The following is a 21,962-nucleotide window of genomic DNA, read 5'->3' on the forward strand; positions in this document are numbered from 1 at the left end:
AATTCAGTAAAGCTCGCTATTCTAGCAGAAAAGCACGCCAATACCTCAAAAAAGCTTTTGTACGCATCAAGCAGGCAAATATTAGCCTCGCCGGATAGGCTTCGGACTGATCGAACATGCTTCAAGCAAACATCAATACCCAATCGATACAAATTAACTGGATGATTCGTTTCATGCTTTTAAGTACTATCGCAAGTCAGTCATTGCCGCTGCCCGACTTGCGACTCATTGATCAGCGCTCCAAATACTGCAGCTTATCCTTGACATCTTTCCACTGCTCTGCTTCAGGCAATGGTTCTTTTGTCTTGGTGATGGATGGCCAATTTGGTGTCAGCTCAACATTCAAGGCAATAAATTGTTGTTGATCGCCAGGCACATCATCTTCTGCATAAATGGCATTAACGGGGCATTCGGCCACACAAACTGCACAATCGATACACTCATCAGGGTCAATCACCAGAAAATTTGGTCCCTCACGAAAGCAATCGACCGGACACACGTCCACGCAATCGGTATAACGACAACGAATGCAGCTTTCCGTTACTACATGGGTCATATTATTACTCCAGATAAAGGTATGACCATTCGTCATACCAGAAAACCTATTATTTTATCAGGCTCATTTCTTTTTGCATCATCAGCCTGCTCCTCGCACCGCGGAAATGGTTTTAACCTTTCAAACAATTTCGGTCAATCAAAAAAGCACCCTTAGGTACAAATACTAGACCCTGTCGCACTCACTCGCAGATAGACTCAACACTGAGCGGTTTATTTAAAGTAATAAGTCCCTCAATTCTTTAACTCAATGGAGATGATAACCATGTATGACATGAGCAAACTAAAACATATTGAAGATTTGCAGAAACTGGCCCCAGAGGCTTTTGCAGGTTTTCAACATCTTGATAGTGCGGCAATGAGCGCCAATGGTGCTATTCCAGTCAAATATAAAGAACTCATGGCGCTGGCCGTGGCATTGACCACACAATGTCCCTACTGTCTAGAAATCCACAAACAGGCTGCAAAAAAACATGGTGCCACAGATGTTGAAATCGCTGAAACCGTATTCATTGCCACCGCGCTGAATGCTGGCGCTGCCCTCACCCATGGCTTGCATTTGATGGGTTAAAATGCAGGAATAATGAAGGTCAAAAAAAGTCCGACCTGGTTAATACCTCATCGTATTAACCAACTAAAGAAGAAAAACATAACTATATATACTCATGCCCAAATTAGCATCATTATCAGATGCATGCTCATTGGGTCATGTATCTTCTTGAGGACTGGCGATGTTTTCTGTTTTAACTCAATGCCGCTTCTGGCTCAAATCTTATGTTCGACTCGTTTTTGCCATCGGTATCATCGCACTCGCATGGTTACTAGCCACAAACAGTAGTTACGCTGGCCAATTAAGCCGGGCGGAGCTGGAGGCGGCATTTGCGCCCCCTTACCTTTTGGGTGAGCAAGATAAATCCATGCCCGTTTGGCCCATCATCAAACGCATCGGCAGCAAAGAAGAGGTCACCGGCTACATTTTTGAGAGCATTGATTTTGTCAGCATTCCTGGTTTTTCTGGTACACCATTCAATGTGCTGATCACCTTGGAAGCCGATGGAAAACTGAAGACCGCACAAGTGATCGCCCAGCATGAACCAGTCTTTCTGGATGGTCTTGGTCCAGAGCCCATGCATCAGTTTGCAGCGCAATATAGCGGCAAATCGGTCTTGCGTAATATCCGCGTCATGCCAGCGCATACCAAACGCAAGGCCATGGATGATGACACCACCGTGGATGGCGTTGCCAAAGCAACTGCATCAGTACATATTCTCAATGAAACCATCATTTCGGCCGCCCTGACTGTCGCTCGCGCCAAGCTCAATATTTCGGCACAGCCTGTCCGATTACCTGGCCGTCCCAAAATGGATCTGTTTGAGAAAAAAACCTTTGCCCAACTTCTCAAAGATGGCTTGGTTGTTCATCACCCAATACTTAACCGGGATATTGAAAAACTTTATGCGGGAACCGATGCAGAAGGCTTGGTCAATACCGTCCTGAAATCGCCAGATGAGACGTATGCCGATATCTATATGGCGTATATCAACACCCCCATTGTGGGCATCAATCTGCTGGGTGAAGCCAAATATAGAAAGATGATGCAACTCATGAGCGGCGATCATGCCATCTGGTTTGCCGTTCAGGGTGCCGATGAGCCATTTGGCAATGAGTACATACATGGTGCCAACCCAGAAAACATCATTCTCAAACAAGCTGGCGGCACACTCAGCATTCGCGACTACAGCTATGACGATCCACTCGCTCCTGCCGATGCGCCCGCCTACCCTTACGCCATCATTCGCGCATCGTCCGGATCAGGCTTTGATCCAGCCAGCCCCTGGGAAATGGATCTGCGTGTATTCAGAAAAAAAGGCCTGATCTACCCCGAGGTGTTTCATGCCGACATCGCCACCAACATCCAACCCATCGAAAAATACTTTGATATTCCAACGGCAGAAGAATCCGCCTCTTCTGCCACCAGTGGCTGGAAAGCCATCTGGAAAGACCGTCTGGTAGATGTGGTCATACTGGTAGCCGCGCTGGCCGTATTGACCTACCTGCTCTTCCAGCAAAAAGCCTCGACCAGTTCGGCCAAACGCTTTGAGTACCTGCGTATTGCATTTTTGGTTTTCACCTTGCTCATCATTGGCTTTAACGACCAGGCGCAGCTGTCCATCGTCACCTTGGCAGGTCTGGTCAAGGCTGTCACGGTCACGCACGACTATGGTTTTCTTTTGTGGGATCCCGTCAGCCTGGTCTTGTGGGTCTACGTCATCATCACCGCCTTCATCTGGGGGCGTGGTGCCTTTTGTGGCTGGCTCTGTCCCTTTGGTGCTATGCAAGAGCTGGTCGCCTGGGTGGTTCGCCCATTGAAAATTAAACAAGTCAAAGTCCCCGTCAAGCTCGATCAATCTTTACGTTATCTCAAATACATTGTGTTGATTGGCTTTTTGGCGATTGCTGCGTTCAATCCTGGCCGTACCGAAACAGTGGCCGAAGTTGAACCATTCAAAACAGCCATCACACTGATGTTTGTGCGTACCTGGCCATTTGTTTTATATGCCGTGCTACTGGTGCTGGCCAATCTTTTTGTCTACAAGGCCTTCTGCCGCTACCTCTGCCCATTGGGTGCCATGATGGCCATCCTCGGTAAATTCAGGCGCTGGGACTGGCTCAAACGTCGTGTGGAATGTGGCTCACCTTGCCAGCTTTGCAAACATCAATGTCGCTATGGTGCCATCTCCACACAAGGCAAAATCATCTATGACGAATGCTTTCAATGTCTGGACTGCGTGGAGATTTATCACAACCCCAAACGCTGTGTACCGATTGTGCTGGCCAACCGTCGTCAAGAACGCGCCGCTGAACTTGCCAAGAGCGCCCAGATTGCAACATTAAACTGATCGAGGAGACCACAATGAAAAAAACCAATACGTCACGCCGCTTCTTTTTAAACCTGATGGGGCAATCGCTGCTATACACCAGCCTACCTACCTTGGCTGCCAACAATGCTGCGATTGCTGAAGCCAAACTGTTTGATCGCAGCGGCCTTGCGTTTGGCACCACCATCAAACTCACGCTGGCAGCACAATCTGGCCAACAGGCTGATGCCGCATTTGAACAGGCCTTTACAGAAATTGAAGCCGTTCAACAAGCGGCCAGTTTGTTCAGACCCCATAGTGAAATCAGTCAACTCAATCGCAACGGCGTACTCAAGCAACCAAGCACTATCCTGCAAGAACTCTTGCAAGTGGCCGCACAAGTCAGCACCATGAGCCGGGGTGCCTTTGATATCACCGTGCAACCCCTCTGGCTAAAACTGGATCAACAGGCCAGACAATCAGGCAATGCCAGATTGGATGCAGCAACACTCAGCCAATATCGTCAATTGATCGACTGGCATGCCGTACAGACCGGCAGCAATGAAATCCGCTTGAGCAAACCTGGCATGGGCATTACCTTAAATGGCCTGACACAAGGCTACGCGGCGGATCGGGTGGCCGCGATCTTAAAGCGTAACGGCATTGAACATGCCTTTCTGGATACCGGTGAAATCAATATGATGGGCCATAAACCCAATGGCCGCGACTGGGTAGCCGCGATTCAAGACCCACGTCATCCCAACCAATACGTGACTGGCGTCAGCCACTTTCAAGGCAGCCTGAGCACCTCGGGTGATTATGAATACTTCTGGGACAAGCAGCATCAGCAACACCATATTCTGGATCCACATAGCGGCACCTCACCCACCGAGCTGGCCAGCGTCACCGTTGCCACTGCCAACGGTGCCATCGCCGATGGCCTGTCCACCGCCATCATGGTATTGGGTAGTCAGGAAGGCATGAAACTGATCAAACAAACCGAGGGCGTAGAAGCCTTCATGATTCGCAAGGATGGTAGCGTGATCAGTAGTGCAGGGTTTCCTAAGCGGAACTTGAAGGGCTAAAGATGGTTAGCCTCAATTCGGGCAGGTTGGGGCTGGCAATCAAGTTAGTGTAGTCTCTTGAAATTGTCGTTGGATAAGCTCAATCAATGACGTCATGATTAATTGAACTTAGCCATGTGCTAATTCCTAAAATGGCATTAGCTAAGCCGCTTCCCATAGCAAACTATCGGAAAAGAAGTTTGACAGATACAAGCCTTGATTACTTTCACAAGCATTGCAATCAAATCTCAACTTGCCCTTCCAACCGGCACCCCATACTGCAAAGCATACGTATCCACTTCAGCGCGCAGCATGGCGTCAATACCGGCGACGGTATCATCAAAAATTGATTTGTCTTCGCTGAGACGGCCTACCAGAAGCATGCCTTGCAGGCTGTTGATGACCATGGCGGCTTGTTGACGTGGCGTGCCTTGCTTCAATATCTCGCCGTTTTGCCAGCCGCTGATAAGGGTTCGTTCCAGCCAGTTGAGGTGGTAGTCAAAAAAGGTTCTTAATCTGTCCTGGATGGTCAATGGCAGGCTGCCCATTTCTGCAGCCAGCACACCACAGACACAACCCAGGTTTTTTCCTCGGGCACTTTGATAGATCAATGCATAAGCCAAAATCCGATCCATGGGTGAAACCTGCTCCTGATCAATCCGCGCCAATTTGGCCACGAACTTGTCGTGGTAGGCATTCACCACGGCCAGGCCTAAGTCTTCCTTGCTGGGAAAGTGATGATGAATGCTGGGTTTGCGAATGCCGACGATGGCACTTAAATCGTTATAACTGATGCTGGAATAACTGCGAGATCGAATCAATACAGTTGCCTGTTCAATCAATATTTGGCGGGTATCGGCCATAGGATATCTCGTCCACTTCAAGAGGTTGTTGTGATTATTTTTGGGTCTTGGGGCGAACTGGATCCGCTGCTATCGTTTTTAAAATTGCACTGAGCAAGGTGAGCGGTATCAGGCACAATATTAACCAATAATGATGAAAAAGACTAAAACAAGGAGTCTGTCATGCTCGCCCACCCGATATTGATTCGCCAACCCTTGTTGCCATCGGCGCTGCAACGCTGTTTGCGACTGCTGCCCTTCTGTTGTTGGCTGTTGCTGGGCGCGGTGTTGCCATGTTCGGCGGCGGAGCTGAATCATGCCGAACTGACCTTGCCGTGGGGCATACCCTTTGCGGGCATGCTGTTATCGATTGCCTTGTTGCCCATTTTGGCGGGCCATTTTTGGCATGCCCACTATGGCAAGGTCACGCTGTTTTGGGCGGCACTCTTTATGGTGCCGTTTGCGCTGCATTTTGGTTGGTCTGCAGCGGCTGCCGAGCTGGTGCATGCCTTGTTGCTGGAATATATTCCGTTCATTGTTTTGCTGGCAAGTCTGTTTACGGTGGCGGGTGGCATTTGCCTGCATGGCAATTTGCATGGTTCACCCAAACTCAATACGGCCATCCTGGGCTTGGGCGTGCTGCTGGCGAGCATCATGGGAACGACCGGCGCTGCCATGCTGCTGATACGTCCGCTGATCCGCGCCAATGACAATCGCCAGCATCAGGTCCATGTGGTGGTGTTCTTCATTTTTCTGGTGGCCAATGCCGGTGGTGCCCTGTCGCCACTGGGTGATCCACCGCTGTTTCTGGGATTTTTAAAAGGCGTGGATTTCTTCTGGACCACCCGCACCCTGCTGCCGCCCACCCTTTTGTTGTGCGCCATGCTGTTACTGATTTTTTATCTGCTCGATGCGCATTACTTTCATGAGCTGCGCGAAGAATTTCCGCCCGAAATAGACCCAACCAAAGATTCAACGGTCAAGCTGGAAGGCAAGGCCAACTTTGTTTTGCTATTGGGTGTGATTGGCGCAGTGCTGCTCAGCGGCTTATGGAAACCAGGCGTCGAATATGATATTCACGGCACGCCGCTGGCCTTGCAAAACCTAGTACGCGATGGCCTGCTGATTGTGATTGCACTCATCTCCCTAGCCATCACGCCCAAGACTGCACGAGCCGGTAACGACTTCAGCTGGGCGCCAATCATCGAAGTGGCCAAACTGTTTATCGGCATCTTTTTAACCATCGTGCCAGTGATTGCCATGCTCAAGGCGGGTGATCATGGTCCGCTGGCCAGCGTGGTCAAAACGGTGAGTGGTGCCGATGGCAGCCCCAACAACTTTATGTATTACTGGATGACTGGCCTGCTCTCGGCTTTTCTGGATAATGCACCAACCTATCTGGTGTTTTTCAATCTGGCGGGGGGTGATCCGCAATGGCTGATGACCGTGGGCCGCGTCACATTGGAAGCCATCTCTGCCAGTGCCGTCTACATGGGCGCGCTGACCTATATTGGCAATGCACCCAACTTCATGGTCAAGGCGATTGCCGAAGAACGTGGCATTGCCATGCCCAGCTTTTTTGGCTACCTGAAATGGTCGTGTGTGCTGTTGTTGCCGTGCCTGATTGTGGTGTCGCTGGTATTTTTTATATAAATAAATACCCCCTTGGTGTATTTTTTATTAATCAATATAAACGCACTTAAGCAGTTAAAATATCTGCATACTCCTATTAAATGACCATTTTTGGCAGAATTGTTCAGCATCATGAGTCGTCCTAAAATTTTGATCGCCCGCGCCACCTTTGATGAAATTCCGACTTATTTGAGCCGCTATTTTGAGGTGCAAAGCAATCAGGCCGACATTGGTTGGACGCCCGCCACGCTGGCCGCCGCACTGGCCGACAAAGACGGCGTGATCACCAACCTGACTGAACCCATCAACGCCCAGCTGCTGGCGCAAACGCCGCGCCTCAAAGCGGTGTGCAATAACGCGGTGGGCTACAACAACCTCGACATGGCCGCCCTGACTGCCGCGGGAGTGATCGCCACCAACACGCCCGATGTGCTCACCGAAACCACGGCCGATATGGCCTGGGCACTGCTCATGGCAACGGCGCGGCGCATCAGCGAAGCCGAAGACTGGCTGCGTGCCGGCCATTGGCAACAGTTTCGTTTTGACAGTTTTTTGGGGCAAGACGTGCACGGTGCCACGCTCGGCATCATTGGCATGGGACGCATCGGCCAGGCGATTGCCCGCCGTGCCCAAGGCTTCAATATGCAGGTGCTGTATCACAATCGCTCGCAGCTTGCAGCGCCGCTTGAGCAACAACTGCATGCCACGTATGTCGACAAAGCCACCCTGCTGCGTGAGGCCGATCACGTGCTACTGGTGCTGCCCTACTCCGCTGAGTCTCATCACACCATCGGCGCAGCCGAGCTGGCACAGATGAAACCCACTGCCACGCTGATCAATATTGCGCGGGGTGGCATTGTGGATGATGCCGCACTGGCCAATGCGCTACGCACCGGCCAGATTGCTGCCGCAGGCCTTGATGTATTTGAAAATGAACCCCAGGTGCAGCCGGCCTTGCTGGCCGTCAGCAATATCGTCCTCACACCACACATTGCCAGCGCCACCCAGGTGACGCGCATGAAGATGATCAAACTGGCCACCGACAACCTGATCGCCGCACTGGGCTTTGGCCCGCAAGCCGGTCAGCCACCCTGCATACTGAATCCGGCGGTGTTGGCACAAAACCGCACAACACCTCGGGCATAATGTACCGTCTGCTATATGAATGAAGTTTAAGCGATTGAAATTTTAAGCGTTGCCTAATAGCAAATTGATGCAAACAAATAGCTGTGAACTCATAGTTGCGCAGCGAATCACGGCAATCAACTGCATGTCACTCTTATCAAATAACAGGCGCATTGCCGCTCATTGACCCTAAGAAATAACGCATGACACTTTTTGAAATCCTCACCCTGGTTTTATTGGCGCTGATACTGCTTGGCCTGCTGATTATCTGGCTGTCGCGCGGCAAGACTGACCTGAGTCCGTTTGAACGGCTGGAACGCGAGCTGCGCAATGACATCAGCAGCACTTCGCGCGGCAATCGCGAAGAAATTGGTGCAAACATCGGCCGCTTTCAACAGGCCTTCAGCGCCCAGCTCACTGCAGCCACGACCACCCAGAATGATCAGATTGATCGCTTCTCCATCAGTCTGGTGCAACTCAAGGATGCCAACGAGCAAAAGCTTGATGCCTTTCGACTGGCGCTCACACACAATGCCCAAGCCAACCGCGATGAACAGTCGCAAACCCTGCAACGCTTTTCTGAAACCTTGCAACAGCAACTCAGCGCTTTGTCCGAGGCCAATGAACGGCGTCTGACCGAAATCAGAAATACGCTGGAAACCAAGCTCAAGGACATGCAGCAGGACAACGCCATCAAGCTCGAAGAAATGCGCAAGACGGTCGATGAAAAACTGCATGCCACACTGGAGCAGCGTCTTGGTGAGTCATTCAAGCTCGTCTCCGAGCGGCTTGAGCAGGTTCACAATGGCCTGGGTGAAATGAAAACCTTGGCGCAAGGCGTGGGTGATTTGAAACGCGTACTGACCAATGTCAAAAGCCGTGGCACCTGGGGTGAAGTCCAACTGGAAATGTTGCTGGAACAAATTCTCACCCCCGATCAATACGCCAAAAATGTGAAGACAGTGCCAGGCTCGGAAGCCGCCGTGGAGTTTGCCATCAAGCTGCCCGGCAAAGGTTTGACCGATGCGCCAGTGTGGTTGCCCATTGACGCCAAATTTCCCAAGGAACAATACGAGCGCCTGATTGATGCACTGGATCGCGCGGCCATTGAAGAAGCCAACACCGCCGCCAAAGAACTGGAAACGGCCTTGCGCAAAGAGGCTAAAACCATCAGCGAAAAATATCTGGCGCCCCCGCACACCACCGATTTTGCGATCCTCTTTTTACCGACTGAAGGCTTATATGCCGAAGTACTGCGTCGCCCCGGCCTGACCGATGATTTGCAACGCAACCATCGCGTCACCATCGCCGGCCCGACCACGCTGACTGCCGTACTCAATAGCCTGCAGATGGGCTTTAGAACGCTGGCACTCGAAAAACGTTCCAGCGAAGTCTGGGAAGTCTTGGGCGCAGTCAAAACCGAGTTTGGTAAATTTGGCAGCGTGCTCGACTCCGTCAAGAAAACCCTGGAAACCGCCGCCAGCAAGATTGATTCGGCCCAGACCCGTACCCGCGTCATGCAAAGCAAATTGCGCAACGTGGAAGCCATGCCAGTAGCTGAGGTAGATAAGCTGCTGGGTGATGGTGGGATTGATACCGGCGAATCTGCGGCCGATGAGGGTTGAATAAAGCAGATTCAATCTGCATCAACTTAAATCAAGCAAGAAAATAAAAAAGGCTGATTGTGAAATGACAATCAGCCTTTTTACTTGGCGTACTAGCCCAATATTTAATTTTTAAATATCAATCACTCACCTCGTCTCAAGCTATTCTTTCACCACCAAACGATCGCCCGTATAGGGATTGAAGATATACGAACCTAAAAAGATTTCCTTGGTGGCCGGGTCGATCTTGTCAGGCATCAGGCTGCCCAAGGGCAAGCGCCAGTTGAATTGATCGGCACCCACAAAGACCGTAAATTTACCCGGATTACGCGGATCAACCACTCTCTGGCCAGCTTCATTTTTACCTGGAAAGGCGACCAGCTCCAGACCTTGCCCAAAGGTGCCCAGCATATTGGCAAACATCGGTTTCATCATACCCAAAAAATTGCGCATATCCGGTGACAGATCTTTGTCGGCCAGTGGTGTGAGTGTCTTGCCATCGGTCAGCTCAACACGCAGCATTTTTTCAAGCACCCCACGCGGCGTATTGGTCAGGCCACCCATCGGGCCGAGTTCGCTGCGGCTCACCGCCAGCACCACGTAGTGATCGACAGTTGCCAAGATCTGTTTGGTGCCATCGGCACTTTTGCCATTACCTTCAGCGCTCTTGCTCCAAAACTCGTTGGGTATCCACCAGACCAGCCGCATGACCTTGTTTTCCAAACGCATGGTTTGAGTTTCCTGCAAAAACTGTTCGGTCGTGGCGGCCTGCACACCGGTCAGGTTTAAACAGAGCAGACTGGCGAGCAGCAGCCCCATCATCAGGTGTCTGGCCAAACACTTGAATGCACGTGTTCTTTTTTGACTCCTCATTCACACCACTCCTCTATCTGGCTCCAGCCACGGTTATTCGATCATGGGTTCATCTTAAACGAGCCGTTGCCGCGCTTTGCGTGACACATTGCCTGAAAACCTTTTGTCTGCGAAACGTTTTGTCACGCTTTGTAAAAAACCACATCCAGGCATTAAAAAAACGCTAAGTTGCTGCCTGGGACAAAGCTGACATGCTGAATGTTCAGGTTATGTCTTCACTTCGATGTCTTCACCAATTTCATGATAAACAATAATATGCAACGTCTCCTCCTGATCCGCCCTGCCTTTATTTTCCGATTGATTCGTTTTAGTCTTGGCACGAGCGCTGCGGCCAGCCTGCTGCTGTGCGCACTGCCTGTTCAAGCCGTGCAAGTGGGCGTGAGCGTCACTGGTGAAGTCGCCCCGGGCGTGTATGGCCGGGTTGATGTGGGCAATGTTGCGCCACCGGTTTTTTATCCGCAACCGCTGATCATCACGCGTCAGCCCAACTATGTACCAGTAGCCCCCATTTATCTGAACGTACCACCCGGGCATGCGCGCAACTGGGCTCGCTATTGTGGGCGTTATCAGGCCTGCTATCGCCCCGTGTATTTTGTGCGCACGCGCGAGTACGACGCGTATCCAGCCTATCAACCGCGTGGCTATCGCGCAGAAGAACATCGTGACTATCACGACCATGATGGTGCTCCCGATGGTGGCCGCGGTAATCAAGGTGCTTATCCTGGTAACGATGGAAGTGAGCGCGGTGGTGAGCATGGCCGTGGTCACGGGCACGGACATCACTGATACTTATTGGGTGTATAGCTAATAATTACCTTGCATAGTTTGTATTTATTGATTAATTTTAAATACACTACCCCACTATCCATGTTCATCAGCCGCAACGCTGTCAGTCAATCGGCGTTCTGCCAACTGGTTCTTTGAGCCTGTTGGCAAAGATGCCATCTCATTGCAAGGCCATCACCTGCATGCAACCACGACGCATCACTCACCTTCAATCATCAGCAACATCGCGTTGAACAGACATTAAATAGTCATTCATTCTGCTTTCGTCTTGCTTCAAGCCAGTCGTCATCGCATAGCGGCTTGCAAGGTTCTCATCAAACAATGACGCGCTGTGCATTGCCGCCAATCGCAATTTGCTTTAGCCTAAGCAAAACAGCTATGAGTGATGACATCACTCATGTCAAACTCAGGTTCTCATCATTAAACCCTCAATAATTTTTCACGCATCATGGACAAACCAAGTCACCCCATTGCCATCATCGCCGCCAACGCCCCACCGCGCAGCAAGCCATCGATCTACCCCGAACCTTTTGCATCGCGCATGGCTGGCCGAGAAAAACGTGCCCTGGGGGATGTGTTTGGACTGAGCAATTTTGGTGTCAACCTGACCCGCCTTGCGCCCAATGCCGCCTCCGCATTGCGCCATGCACATAGCCAGCAGGACGAGTTTATTTACATCCTGCAAGGCCACCCAACATTGCATACCGATGCAGGCCATACTCAACTCGCGCCGGGCATGTGCGCTGGTTTTAAGGCTGGTACCGGCAACGGCCATCGCCTGATCAACCTCAGTGATGAAGAAGTCGTCTATCTTGAAGTGGGTGATCGCATTCCCGGTGACTCGGCCGATTATCCCGATGACGATCTCAAAGCGATTCAGGTCAATGGCCAGTGGCAGTTCCTGCACAAGGACAATACGACTTATTAGTCAGTCGAATCCGAGAAAAGATTTTATATTGAAAATTTCAATTTTCTATTGAATAAATTATGCAAACGTTGTAAAGCTTGCCATTACAACGCTTGCATCACCGCTCGCGCTGCCACATCGCCCCACCAACTGGCTTCCTCAAACAAGGACATGCCGGATAGATCACTATGCGCAAAATGCAGCCGACGCTGATTGACATTGCCATGGGCATTGGCAGCAGCGTTGACGCCAGGCTCACGCATGGCCAGCAGTGTCGGGTTACTCAAGAAGCCCGGTATGGGTGAAGCCATTGCATGCGCTCGCACCGTGATATCTGCCGCCAGCACCTGTGGATTGAAGCGCCAGTCATAGGCAGCATGCAAATCTGACAAAGCCAGTTTCAGCAGTTGTTGTGGACTGGCCTGATTGAGCCATTGCCGCGCTGCATCGGGCGTTTGATCTGACAGGGCATGATAAGCCGTAAAGACAGTTTGTCTGGGCTGCCCTACCCGCACTTGTTGATGCGTGGCCACCACATAACCCAGGCCTTTGCCGCCATACACCACATTGTCCCAGGCCAGTGGCACGGTATCCCTGCTTTGATTCATTTCATTGATTTCCGCTGGAAAATGTTTCAGCCAAAAATTGCTGACCAGCCAGGGCACCGTCGGTGGCAAGTCCTGCGCACTCGCCAAACCATAACGATGCGCATCACGCACCACATGCTTGGCGACGAACAAGGGCATCGCGCAGATGACCTGCTCAGCCCGAATCTGCACGGTGATGCCCTGCTGATGATCCCATGCCAGGACCCGCACGCCATCAGCCTGTTCATCAATCTGCAAAGCACTCATGGGTAGACTGCGTTCTTGCAACTTGGCATGATCAAACAGACCTTGCGTGAGTGTTTGCAAACCATTGGGCCAGGTGAGCACCGCGCCGCGTTCGGCATTGGCTGCCTGCCCACCACGGCTGCAAAAAAAATGCAGCCCGGCCCAGGCTGATACCTTGTCATAGGTCTGACCATAATCATCGCGACAACAGTAATTGGCATACCAGTGCAAGACGGCTGATTGATAATCCTGGGCACGCAACCAATCCGCAAAACTGAGCTGATCCAGCGCCCGCCAGGCGGTGTCATGGGAAGATAAAACCAACGGTATCGCAAACACCTTTTTGCCATCGCTACCAATCAGTTCACGCCATTGCGCGATTTGCTCGACAAAGCGTTGGTGCTCTGCAATATCACCAGCCGAGATCCCCTGCCCCGTCATCTGTAAAGGCAACAAGCCCTCCTGCCATTGACCATTAAAAAGCAAACGTTCATCAGGTGCATGCACCAATGCACGCTCATCATAGGTCGGTTGCAAGGCATAGGGATTGGCTTCAATCACACCCAGGTCAAACAACAACTCGCGCACATGACGTGATTCCATTGATGGCAAGGGCAGATAATGCGCTCCGGTTGGACAACTGATCTGATCGTTGCCTGTACCAAACGATGTCCCGGCGCTATTGCCAAAGGGTTCCGGCCCCTGCAGCATGAGCAGGTCCTGGCAGCCCGATTTATTTAAACGCCATGCGGCCGTCAATCCCGCCACGCCCGAACCGATGATGAGCACCTTGGTCTTGCGGACGACACCACTGCTTGGCCATGCTGAATAGTTGGTTTGATCTCTGATCTGATGGCCCAGATCACGACCCGGATAATGAACGGCTGGCTTGATCTCTTGCCAGCGCCAATAAGCCGCACCACTGGCCAGGCCGGCCAGCGTGATGCCACTACCCAAAACGAAGGAACGTCGCTGCATATTGTTTGCGTCGCTTAACGAATCTGTTTATGCCAGTCCGCCTCAAACTCATGCACCAGTGATTGAGTGTTGAGTCGATTAGGCTCGACCTGCGGACGTGGCATATCGGGCGCAAACATAAACATCTGCTGCGTGACGGCAGCATCCAAAAAGCGCATCGGCAAACGATAGGTGGTGGGTGGCACAAACGGGTTTTGCAGGCTGCCGATCATGAAGCCCCACTCACCAAACGACGGCACATAAGCATGATAGGGATAAGTCTTGAAGCCCACTTCGCGCAAGGTCGCATCGACAGTCCAATAGGCATGTGGCGCATAGTATGGTGACGTGGATTGAATCACCACCAGCCCATTGACCGACAGATGCTGCTTGAGCAAACGATAAAACGGCACCGAATATAGCTTACCCAGCGCAAAGCTGGAAGGATCGGGAAAGTCGGCAATGATCAGATCATAGCTACCGTTTTGTTGCTCCAGCCATTGTCCGGCATCCTGATTGATCACCTTGACGCGCTGGTCCGCAAAGGCACTTTGATTCAGCTTGACCAACTTGGGTGAAGTCGCAAACAAATTGGTCATGGCCGCGTCCAGATCTACCAATGTCACCTGCTCGATCTGTGCATACTTTAAAACCTCGCGTAGGGCCAGGCCATCGCCACCGCCCAAAATCAACACTGAGCGCGCCCAGGGCAAAGTCTGTAAAGCGGGATGCACCAAGGCCTCGTGATAACGATGTTCATCTCTTGAAGAAAACTGCAGGTTGCCATTGATATACAAACGCAGATCATCCTTCCATTGCGTGATGACCAGCCGTTGATACGGCGTGTTGACCGCATGAATGATTTCATCACCAAACAGGCCGCGCTCAGCCCATTGCACCAAGCGGTCAGAATAAGCCATCCCCACCAGTAACAGCAGCAAAATACAGCAGGCGCGCAAGACCTGCCCTGCCGCATTGAGCAGTTGTTCGCGAAAACAATAGATCGTCCACAACGCGATAGCCACATTCAAAATGCCAAACAACAAACCCGTGCGTGACAGGCCCAGACGCGGTGCCAAAAACAGGGGAAACAATAAAGAGACCGCCAGCGCACCCAGATAATCAAACGTCAGCACCCGACTGACCAGTTCGCCAAACTGCACCTGGCGGGCATTCAAGGCACGCATCACCAAGGGAATTTCCATACCGACCAATAGACCAATCACAAACACCAGCACATAGAGCAAGGTACGAAATGGTGCGGCCATCCAGGCAAAGGCCATGAACAGAAGCATGGCGGAAACGCCACCAAACAGACCAACCAGCAATTCCACATCAATAAAACGTTCCAGCACTTGCTCGTCACGCACATACTTGGAGGCATGCGAACCCACGCCCATGGCAAACAGATAACAGCCAATCACCGAAGAAAACTGCATTACCGAATCGCCCAGCAAATAGCTGGACAACGCACCGGCAATAAGCTCGTAAGCCAGTCCGCAGGACGCTACAATGAAAATCGAAAAGACCAGAATGTGCTGACTTGACATGTGTTTACAATCAGGAAATTTGCTGTTTGGGTAATGCATCAAATCTTGTCTGTTTTGCAGGCTATTTGGCTGGCTTAATTGGCTCGCTTACCAGGCTGAAAAGTGGCCGGATAGCAAGTCAGCCCGGGTCAAGCCAAATTGATCGGACTGCGTCATCAATCGGCAACCCATCCGCACCGTTAACCAGGAGCCAACCTTGCCCGCCATCGTCAATTATGTCCTGCATCTGCTCTCCGCACTGCTGCTACTGGCAATATTTTTTATCGTCTATACCCGCATCACGCCCTATCATGAAGTCGACCTGATCAAACAGGGTAATCCAGCTGCAGCCCTGTCGCTATCGGGCGCGCTGATTGGTTTTTCATTGACGATTGCCTCGGGTATCCTGCATAGCTCGTCGCTGCTCGAATTTATCGGCTGGTCTTTTGGTGCCCTGGTAGTGCAAATGGCAGCCTACTATCTGGCCTCCAAACTGGCTGATGGTGTCAAACCCCATATTGAAGCTGGCAACACTGCCGTGGGCGGTTTTGTTGGTGCCTTATCGCTTACCGCAGGCATTGTCAACGCGGCCTGTCTTTCCTAAGGAGCTAATCATGAGCATTGGATCATTCATCAAGAAGCAGTTTATTGATGTCCTGCAATGGACCGAAGATACCGAAGGCGTACTGGCCTGGCGCTACCCGATGGAAGGCATGGAAATCCAGAATGGCGGCACCCTGGTGGTACGCGAATCGCAGCTGGCCGTGTTTGTCAATGAAGGTCAGATTGCCGATGTCTTTAGCGCGGGCACCTACACCTTGAATACGCAAACACTGCCAGTACTGACGTATTTAAAAAACTGGGACAAGCTGTTTGAGTCACCCTTCAAGTCGGACGTGTACTTTTACAGCACCCGCATCCAGACTGGCCGTCGCTGGGGCACACAGCAGCCCATCACCCTGCGTGACAAAGACTTTGGCATGGTGCGCCTGCGCGCCTTTGGCATGTATTCCTATCGACTGACTGATCCCAAAAAGTTTTATACCGAATTAAGCGGCACACGCGACATCTATACCCGTGATGATGTGGAAGAACAGTTGCGTGGACTGATTCTGGCGACCATGGCCACCTCCATTGGCGGCGCATCCGTACCCTTCCTCGACATGGCAGCCAATCAGGCGCTCATGGCGGACAAAGTCAAGGGTGATCTGGCGCAGGCATTTGAAAAATACGGTCTGGCCCTGGACGAATTCAATGTCGCCAGCGTGACCTTGCCCGAAGAATTGCAAGCCGCGTTGGATCGTCGCATTGCGCAAGGCATGGCAGGTGATCTCAACCAATTCACCCAATATCAGGTGGCTTCCTCTATCCCATTGGCAGCACAAAATGAAGGTGGCATAGCTGGTATTGGTGCAGGGATGTCGGCGGGGATGGTGTTGGGTCAAACCATGGCCGAAGGTCTGCGCCATGCGCAAAACCCCACAGCTGCAGCCGTACCTGCTGCCGCAGCACCAGTTGCAGCGACAGCCAGTGAAAACCCGGAAGTCAAACTGGAAAAACTCAAGACCCTGCTCGACAAAGGTCTGATTTCTGCCGCCGACTATGACAGTGCCAAGGCTGAAGTCCTGAAAAAACTGATTGGATGAGCCACTTGTTGAACACATTGCCACCAGTCCTGATATTCCCATGCCATTTGCTGCAGCCGAGCCGGCAGCGCACTGCCTGAAACATGCAAACCATCGCCTGTCCCAATTGCGGTGCTGAAGTCCGCTTTCAAAGCACTGGCTCAATCATGGCCGTGTGTGGCTATTGCCAGAGCACGCTGCTCAAGGACGCCGATAGCATCAGCAATATCGGCATCACGGGTGAAGTGCTGGAAGACTACTCCCCTTTGCAACATGGCACGACTGGTCAGTTTGGCGGCAATAGCTTTACTGTTATCGGCCGGATACAGTTGCGTTATGACGCCGGTTTTTGGAACGAGTGGTACATCCTGTTTGATAGCGGCGACACCGCCTGGCTGTCGGATGCTTCAGGTCAATACACCATCACTCGGCCAATCCAGACTGATACGACCTTACCCATCTTTGAATCATTACAACCCGGCAAGCAGGTTTTTTTAGTGGATGGTGGCTACACCGTGGCCGATATTCGCACCGCGCAATGCACCGGCGGTCAGGGTGAACTGCCATTTGCGGTGGGTAAAGGCTGGCTCGCCAAGGTGGCTGACTTACGTTTGGAACAACGCTTTAGCACGCTGGACTACTCATTTGAGAAAACCATTCTGTATCAGGGCAATGCAATCGAGTTAAGCGATCTTAAATGCCAGTTGCTGCGTGATGAGGTTGAAATACAGCGCACTGCAGGCCGCTTCAAAGGCAAGATTGACAACCTGGCCTGCCCTGCCTGTGGCGGCAATATCAAGTTTTCGCCAGGTTTGACAACCCATGTGATCTGTCCTGCCTGCAGTACACCACTTGATACCTCGGGCAAAACCGCCGCAGTGATCAGCGCTGCCCAGACGGCCACCCTCAAACTCTCGTCGATCAAAACGCCCATCACCTTGGGTGACAAGGCCACCATCGACGGACAGCGTTACGACCTGCTGGGGATATTGCGTCGCCAGGAAAGTGGCGAGTCCAATATCTGGACTGAATACCTCCTCTATTCGGCACAACAAGGATTTTTGTGGCTGGTACAAACTGATGAAGGCTGGTATCACACCGAGGTGTTAAACACCTGGCCGCAATGGCATGAAGGCAATACCGCCAAGTTGGGGGAGCAGACTTTTGCCAAAGCCTGGGATTATTCGGCCCGAGTGATCTTTGCAGCGGGCGCCTTTAACTGGCGCGTGGCCGTCGGTGAGACCACACGTGTGCTTGAATTCAATCTTGGCGAACAATCACTCACTGCGGAAATCAATCCGCACGAACTGACCTGGTCGCATTCCAGAAAAGTGAGCGCACAAATCGTGCTGGGCTGGTTTGGGAAACAAAACGAATCATTGGCCGGATCAGCCCTAATGAGCCAACCGACCCGCTATATCACGGTCGCCAACTGGGCAACTGGGCTATTGCTGTTGATCAATCTCATTCCCATGGCGCTCTCCTTTGGCTATGTCAGCGAAGTATTGTTGATTGCCTGGCTGATGATGTACCTGCCTGCCTTGGCCATGGATCGGGTATTCAAACCTGCCGAAAGCAAACCACCCAATAAAAAAATGTGAATCGAGCCCGATTGGTCACTCCCGTCAGCGCCATTTTCATCAAGCAAAAACAAGCATCAAAGAAAGATTCAGGCATGTACGAAAAATTCATCTGGTATGTGATCGTGGTGGTTTTTATTTCATCCATTCTTTGCTGGGGCCGTTTGAGTGGTTCCTCATCGAGCAGTGGCTGGCATTCTGGTGGCGGTTTTTATGGGAGTGGCGGTTTTTCAGGAGGCGGTCATAAATGAAACCAGATTCTGCGGAAACCTCGATTCAACCAGCATTGCACCCACTTTCACCAGCTTTTGCGGCGCATGGTCAGCATTTGCTAATTGACTTTTACCAAGTCAAAAAAGACCTGCTTGGCGATGAATTGCGCCTGGAAAGCCTGCTTATTCGTGCGGCTGAAATGGCCGGTGCACGGATATTATGGAAGCGTTTCCATCATTTTGGAGACGGCGCAGGTGTCACCGGCGTATTGTTACTGGCTGAATCCCATATTTCGATTCATACCTGGCCAGAGCATGGTTTTGTGGCAGCTGATATTTTTATGTGTGGACAGGCACAAGCGGATCGCGCCTTGACGGTTTTGCGACTAGGGTTTACCCCAGGTTACGAAAAAATCAGGTCAGTTTCTCGTGGTAGTGCCGATATGAAAGAAAACCTGGAGTCAGGCGAGTTGATGATTGCTGTCCGGCAATCTTGACTCATCCGATGAGCAGAATTCTGTGACAGTGAGGAAACAACACTATGCCGACGTCCGTATTAGTCGTCGATGATTCACCGATGGCGCGCAAGATGCTGATCAAGACTTTCCCCAACACCTGGGATATTGAAATTACCCAGGCTGGCAATGGTATGGAAGCACTGGAAGCCTATCGTGCGGGTAAAGCCGAAGTCATGTTTCTCGATCTCACCATGCCCCTGATCGATGGCTATACCGTCCTCGAACGACTTCAGCAGGAAGGTCTCAATACTTTTGTCATTGTGGTTTCTGCGGATGTGCAGCCAATGGCACAAGATCGGGTCAAAGAACTCGGTGCCATGGCCTTCATCAAAAAACCCATTAATCCGGGTCAGGTGGCAGCCATCCTGAGCCAGTATGGGATTCAATTATGACCCAGCTCCAACTTAACGAAGACCAGCGTGACGCCTTGCAAGAAGTAACCAATATTGCCATGGGTCAGGCGGCCTCCAAACTGGCTGAATTGCTCAATTCATTTGTTGAAATTTCCATCCCACGCATCAAACAACCGCCACCCAATGAAGTCGGCCAGGCTGTGACCGAAATGGTCGGTATGGGCACACTGGTAAGTGCGGTACGACAGTCTTTCATGGGTGAGATGCAGGGTGAAGCATTGATTATTTATGGCCAGGAAGGCTGCAATGATCTGGCTGATTTAATGGGTTATGAAAGCGATATCGACCCCAGCAGCGAAATGGAGCTGTTGCTCGACATTGGCAATATTCTGATTGGTGCCTGCCTGAACGGCATTGCTGAAGTACTGCATTCCAGCTTGTCATTTACCGCCCCATCGCTGCTGGCTCACAAGGCGTTGGTGGACAATCTGATCAAGCCCGAGCACCTGGCACTCAAAAATGCCTTGCTGATTGAAGTCAATTACCGCCTGCATCAACGCAATTTTTATTGCCATATGGTGGCACTCATGCCCGATGAGGCGATTGAGCGTCTGCAGGTGTCCGTTGATCATTTTCTGGAAAGTTTCTGATTCATGATCAATCGCCTGCAAAGTCTGATTCTTGACCACGTTGGGGTGGGCTTGTTTGCGCTTGATAAAAATATGAATCTGGTGCTGTGGAATGATTTCATGGCCAAAAACAGCCGTCACCCGGCTGAAACCGTATTGAATACCAATCTGTTTGAAGCTTTTCCCGAGCTGCCCAAAGCATGGCTGGAAAAAAAGATCAAAAGCGTTTTCATTCTCAAGAATCAGGCTTTTACCTCCTGGGAGCAACGCCCCTGGCTGTTTCAGTTTGCTCATAATCGCCCCATGACCGGCGGTATTGACTGCATGCAGCAAAATTGCACCTTCATTCCTCTCAAAGATGATCAGGGTGAGATTGAAGCCGTTGCCGTGGTGCTCATGGACGTGACTGACGCTGCCATCTATCAGCGCATGCTGATGGATGCCAATAAAAAGCTGGAGGAATCAAGCAATCGTGATGGTCTGACCGGCATCTTTAACCGGCGCTATATCGAACAGACACTGAATGCCGAAATCAAACGGGTACAGCGGCATGGCGGTGAGCTGTCGATCCTCATGTTCGATCTTGATCACTTTAAAAAAATCAATGATGTGTATGGCCATCTGGGTGGCGATGAAGTGCTGCGCGAAACCGGTCGACGGGTTGGTGGCTCGATTCGGGAAACCGATGTGGCCGGTCGTTATGGTGGCGAAGAATTTTTGCTGGTGATGCCGCATACCAATCCTGAACAGGCGATGGTCGTGGCTGAGCGGTTACGCAAAAAGATTGAGGCAACCCCTGTCGCCTTTGGTGAACTGGCCATTGCAGCCAGTGCCAGCCTGGGAGTAACCGGGTTAAGTGGTCATCATAATGAAGCCAGCCACATGATCCATGAAGCCGATATGGCACTCTATGCAGCAAAAAAACTGGGGCGCAATCGCGCCATCTGCTACGACCCACTCCTACATAAAGACGTCGCCTGAGTCGTTGAGAAACCCACGTTGATGGCACAGTCGTCGCCATACCAATCCATCACTCTAGCAACCACGCTCGGTATATAAAACAGACCGATCATTACTGTTCAATCTGCTTGCGTGCCGCTAATTCTGCATTCAACTGCATCCAATAGGCATGCCGTTGTTCATAAGCAGCTGCCGCCTTCATTGTCGGCTGCACCGTCGACCTCATATTGACCGTGACTTTGGCATCACTGCAATCTGATGCATGTTTCTGCAGCCACGCCTGTTCCAGCGCCAGCCGTGCAGCCAAACCTTCATCAGACAAACTGGCTGGATCAGGCAGTCCGGTCTTTCTGACAATCAGCCAGATCGCCAACGCCAGTATTGGCAGAATTATCAGTTCAATCATCGTTTCATCTCGTTGATCTACGCAAACTACAGGTGAGCGGTTCTGCCCCGAATGAAATTTGCGAATCATGCTCCAACTGAATTAAATGTCCGCAATCCGCTCTATGTGGCGAGC

Annotated in this window: 22 protein-coding genes; 16 read left to right on the forward strand and 6 right to left on the reverse strand. The window is 51.4% G+C overall.

The window, feature by feature from the left end; genetic code table 11:
- Nucleotides 1–232: 232 nt before the first annotated feature.
- The gene (fdxA, locus tag ACMYR3_RS11230) at nucleotides 233–556 is read right to left on the reverse strand and encodes a ferredoxin FdxA (protein ID WP_424192040.1); all 324 of its coding nucleotides are present in this window, start codon (nucleotides 554–556) and stop codon (nucleotides 233–235) included.
- A 273-nt stretch (nucleotides 557–829) separates the two neighbouring features.
- Between fdxA and ACMYR3_RS11235 the strand changes: the two genes are divergently transcribed.
- The 3 genes from ACMYR3_RS11235 to ACMYR3_RS11245 all read left to right on the forward strand — a co-directional run bounded on the left by ACMYR3_RS11235 (nucleotide 830) and on the right by ACMYR3_RS11245 (nucleotide 4,498).
- Entirely contained in the window at nucleotides 830–1,126 is a 297-nt protein-coding gene (locus ACMYR3_RS11235) for a carboxymuconolactone decarboxylase family protein (protein WP_424192041.1), read from the forward strand.
- 160 nt (nucleotides 1,127–1,286) lie between these two features.
- Complete coding sequence (locus ACMYR3_RS11240; protein WP_424192042.1) at nucleotides 1,287–3,455, forward strand: 4Fe-4S binding protein; 2,169 nt, start codon at nucleotides 1,287–1,289, stop codon at nucleotides 3,453–3,455.
- A 14-nt stretch (nucleotides 3,456–3,469) separates the two neighbouring features.
- Nucleotides 3,470–4,498, forward strand: coding sequence for an FAD:protein FMN transferase (locus tag ACMYR3_RS11245; protein WP_424192043.1), 1,029 nt, complete (start codon nucleotides 3,470–3,472; stop codon nucleotides 4,496–4,498).
- Nucleotides 4,499–4,725: 227 nt separating this feature from the next.
- Here ACMYR3_RS11245 and ACMYR3_RS11250 read toward each other — a convergent pair whose 3' ends face one another.
- A complete protein-coding gene (locus ACMYR3_RS11250) occupies nucleotides 4,726–5,340 on the reverse strand; it encodes a TetR/AcrR family transcriptional regulator (RefSeq protein ID WP_424192044.1) in 615 nt (204 codons plus the stop codon).
- Between the two features lie 210 nt (nucleotides 5,341–5,550).
- On the opposite strand from ACMYR3_RS11250, the gene ACMYR3_RS11255 reads away from it, so the two are divergent.
- From ACMYR3_RS11255 to ACMYR3_RS11265, 3 genes are all read left to right on the forward strand, one after another.
- Entirely contained in the window at nucleotides 5,551–6,972 is a 1,422-nt protein-coding gene (locus ACMYR3_RS11255; RefSeq protein WP_424196484.1) for a sodium:proton antiporter, read from the forward strand.
- A gap of 111 nt (nucleotides 6,973–7,083) precedes the next feature.
- Entirely contained in the window at nucleotides 7,084–8,097 is a 1,014-nt protein-coding gene (locus tag ACMYR3_RS11260) for a 2-hydroxyacid dehydrogenase (RefSeq protein WP_424192045.1), read from the forward strand.
- A 182-nt stretch (nucleotides 8,098–8,279) separates the two neighbouring features.
- Complete coding sequence (locus ACMYR3_RS11265; RefSeq protein ID WP_424192046.1) at nucleotides 8,280–9,701, forward strand: DNA recombination protein RmuC; 1,422 nt, start codon at nucleotides 8,280–8,282, stop codon at nucleotides 9,699–9,701.
- Nucleotides 9,702–9,842: 141 nt separating this feature from the next.
- Here the strand turns inward: ACMYR3_RS11265 and ACMYR3_RS11270 are convergent, their stop codons facing one another.
- Nucleotides 9,843–10,553: a hypothetical protein gene (locus ACMYR3_RS11270; RefSeq protein WP_424192047.1), complete on the reverse strand. Its 711-nt coding sequence runs from the start codon at nucleotides 10,551–10,553 to the stop codon at nucleotides 9,843–9,845.
- A gap of 255 nt (nucleotides 10,554–10,808) precedes the next feature.
- Here ACMYR3_RS11270 and ACMYR3_RS11275 point away from each other — a divergent pair, with 255 nt between their 5' ends.
- Together ACMYR3_RS11275 and ACMYR3_RS11280 are read left to right on the forward strand one after the other, a co-directional pair.
- Nucleotides 10,809–11,339, forward strand: coding sequence for a hypothetical protein (locus ACMYR3_RS11275; RefSeq protein WP_424192048.1), 531 nt, complete (start codon nucleotides 10,809–10,811; stop codon nucleotides 11,337–11,339).
- 448 nt (nucleotides 11,340–11,787) lie between these two features.
- Entirely contained in the window at nucleotides 11,788–12,267 is a 480-nt protein-coding gene (locus ACMYR3_RS11280; RefSeq protein WP_424192049.1) for a cupin domain-containing protein, read from the forward strand.
- An 83-nt stretch (nucleotides 12,268–12,350) separates the two neighbouring features.
- Here the strand turns inward: ACMYR3_RS11280 and ACMYR3_RS11285 are convergent, their stop codons facing one another.
- Both ACMYR3_RS11285 and ACMYR3_RS11290 read right to left on the reverse strand, forming a co-directional pair.
- Nucleotides 12,351–14,057 carry an NAD(P)-binding protein gene (locus ACMYR3_RS11285; RefSeq protein WP_424192050.1) on the reverse strand — a complete coding sequence of 569 codons (1,707 nt, stop codon included), beginning with the start codon at nucleotides 14,055–14,057 and terminating at the stop codon, nucleotides 12,351–12,353.
- A 14-nt stretch (nucleotides 14,058–14,071) separates the two neighbouring features.
- Complete coding sequence (locus ACMYR3_RS11290) at nucleotides 14,072–15,586, reverse strand: polyamine aminopropyltransferase (protein WP_424192051.1); 1,515 nt, start codon at nucleotides 15,584–15,586, stop codon at nucleotides 14,072–14,074.
- 196 nt (nucleotides 15,587–15,782) lie between these two features.
- On the opposite strand from ACMYR3_RS11290, the gene ACMYR3_RS11295 reads away from it, so the two are divergent.
- The 8 genes from ACMYR3_RS11295 (at nucleotide 15,783) to ACMYR3_RS11330 (ending at nucleotide 21,463) form a co-directional block, all read left to right on the forward strand.
- Nucleotides 15,783–16,169 carry a DUF350 domain-containing protein gene (locus ACMYR3_RS11295; RefSeq protein WP_424192052.1) on the forward strand — a complete coding sequence of 129 codons (387 nt, stop codon included), beginning with the start codon at nucleotides 15,783–15,785 and terminating at the stop codon, nucleotides 16,167–16,169.
- A gap of 10 nt (nucleotides 16,170–16,179) precedes the next feature.
- A complete protein-coding gene (locus ACMYR3_RS11300) occupies nucleotides 16,180–17,211 on the forward strand; it encodes an SPFH domain-containing protein (protein ID WP_424192053.1) in 1,032 nt (343 codons plus the stop codon).
- A gap of 83 nt (nucleotides 17,212–17,294) precedes the next feature.
- Nucleotides 17,295–18,791, forward strand: coding sequence for a DUF4178 domain-containing protein (locus ACMYR3_RS11305; protein ID WP_424192054.1), 1,497 nt, complete (start codon nucleotides 17,295–17,297; stop codon nucleotides 18,789–18,791).
- Between the two features lie 74 nt (nucleotides 18,792–18,865).
- On the forward strand, nucleotides 18,866–19,021 hold the full coding sequence (locus ACMYR3_RS11310) for a hypothetical protein (RefSeq protein WP_424192055.1): 156 nt from the start codon (nucleotides 18,866–18,868) through the stop codon (nucleotides 19,019–19,021).
- The gene (gene speD / locus ACMYR3_RS11315; RefSeq protein ID WP_424192056.1) at nucleotides 19,018–19,479 is read left to right on the forward strand and encodes an adenosylmethionine decarboxylase; all 462 of its coding nucleotides are present in this window, start codon (nucleotides 19,018–19,020) and stop codon (nucleotides 19,477–19,479) included. Before ACMYR3_RS11310 ends, speD begins: the two co-directional genes overlap by 4 nt.
- Nucleotides 19,480–19,523: 44 nt before the next feature.
- Nucleotides 19,524–19,892, forward strand: coding sequence for a response regulator (locus ACMYR3_RS11320; RefSeq protein ID WP_424192057.1), 369 nt, complete (start codon nucleotides 19,524–19,526; stop codon nucleotides 19,890–19,892).
- Nucleotides 19,889–20,503, forward strand: a complete 615-nt coding sequence (locus ACMYR3_RS11325; protein ID WP_424192058.1) for a chemotaxis protein CheC — start codon at nucleotides 19,889–19,891, stop codon at nucleotides 20,501–20,503. The genes ACMYR3_RS11320 and ACMYR3_RS11325 overlap by 4 nt, the downstream gene beginning before the upstream one ends.
- 3 nt (nucleotides 20,504–20,506) lie before the next feature.
- Entirely contained in the window at nucleotides 20,507–21,463 is a 957-nt protein-coding gene (locus tag ACMYR3_RS11330) for a diguanylate cyclase (protein WP_424192059.1), read from the forward strand.
- A gap of 91 nt (nucleotides 21,464–21,554) precedes the next feature.
- Here ACMYR3_RS11330 and ACMYR3_RS11335 read toward each other — a convergent pair whose 3' ends face one another.
- Nucleotides 21,555–21,848: a hypothetical protein gene (locus tag ACMYR3_RS11335; RefSeq protein WP_424192060.1), complete on the reverse strand. Its 294-nt coding sequence runs from the start codon at nucleotides 21,846–21,848 to the stop codon at nucleotides 21,555–21,557.
- Between the last annotated feature and the right edge of the window lie 114 nt (nucleotides 21,849–21,962).

The sequence above is a fragment of the Ampullimonas aquatilis genome (assembly GCF_049675895.1).
Classification (GTDB): Bacteria; Pseudomonadota; Gammaproteobacteria; order Burkholderiales; family Burkholderiaceae_D; genus Ampullimonas; species Ampullimonas aquatilis.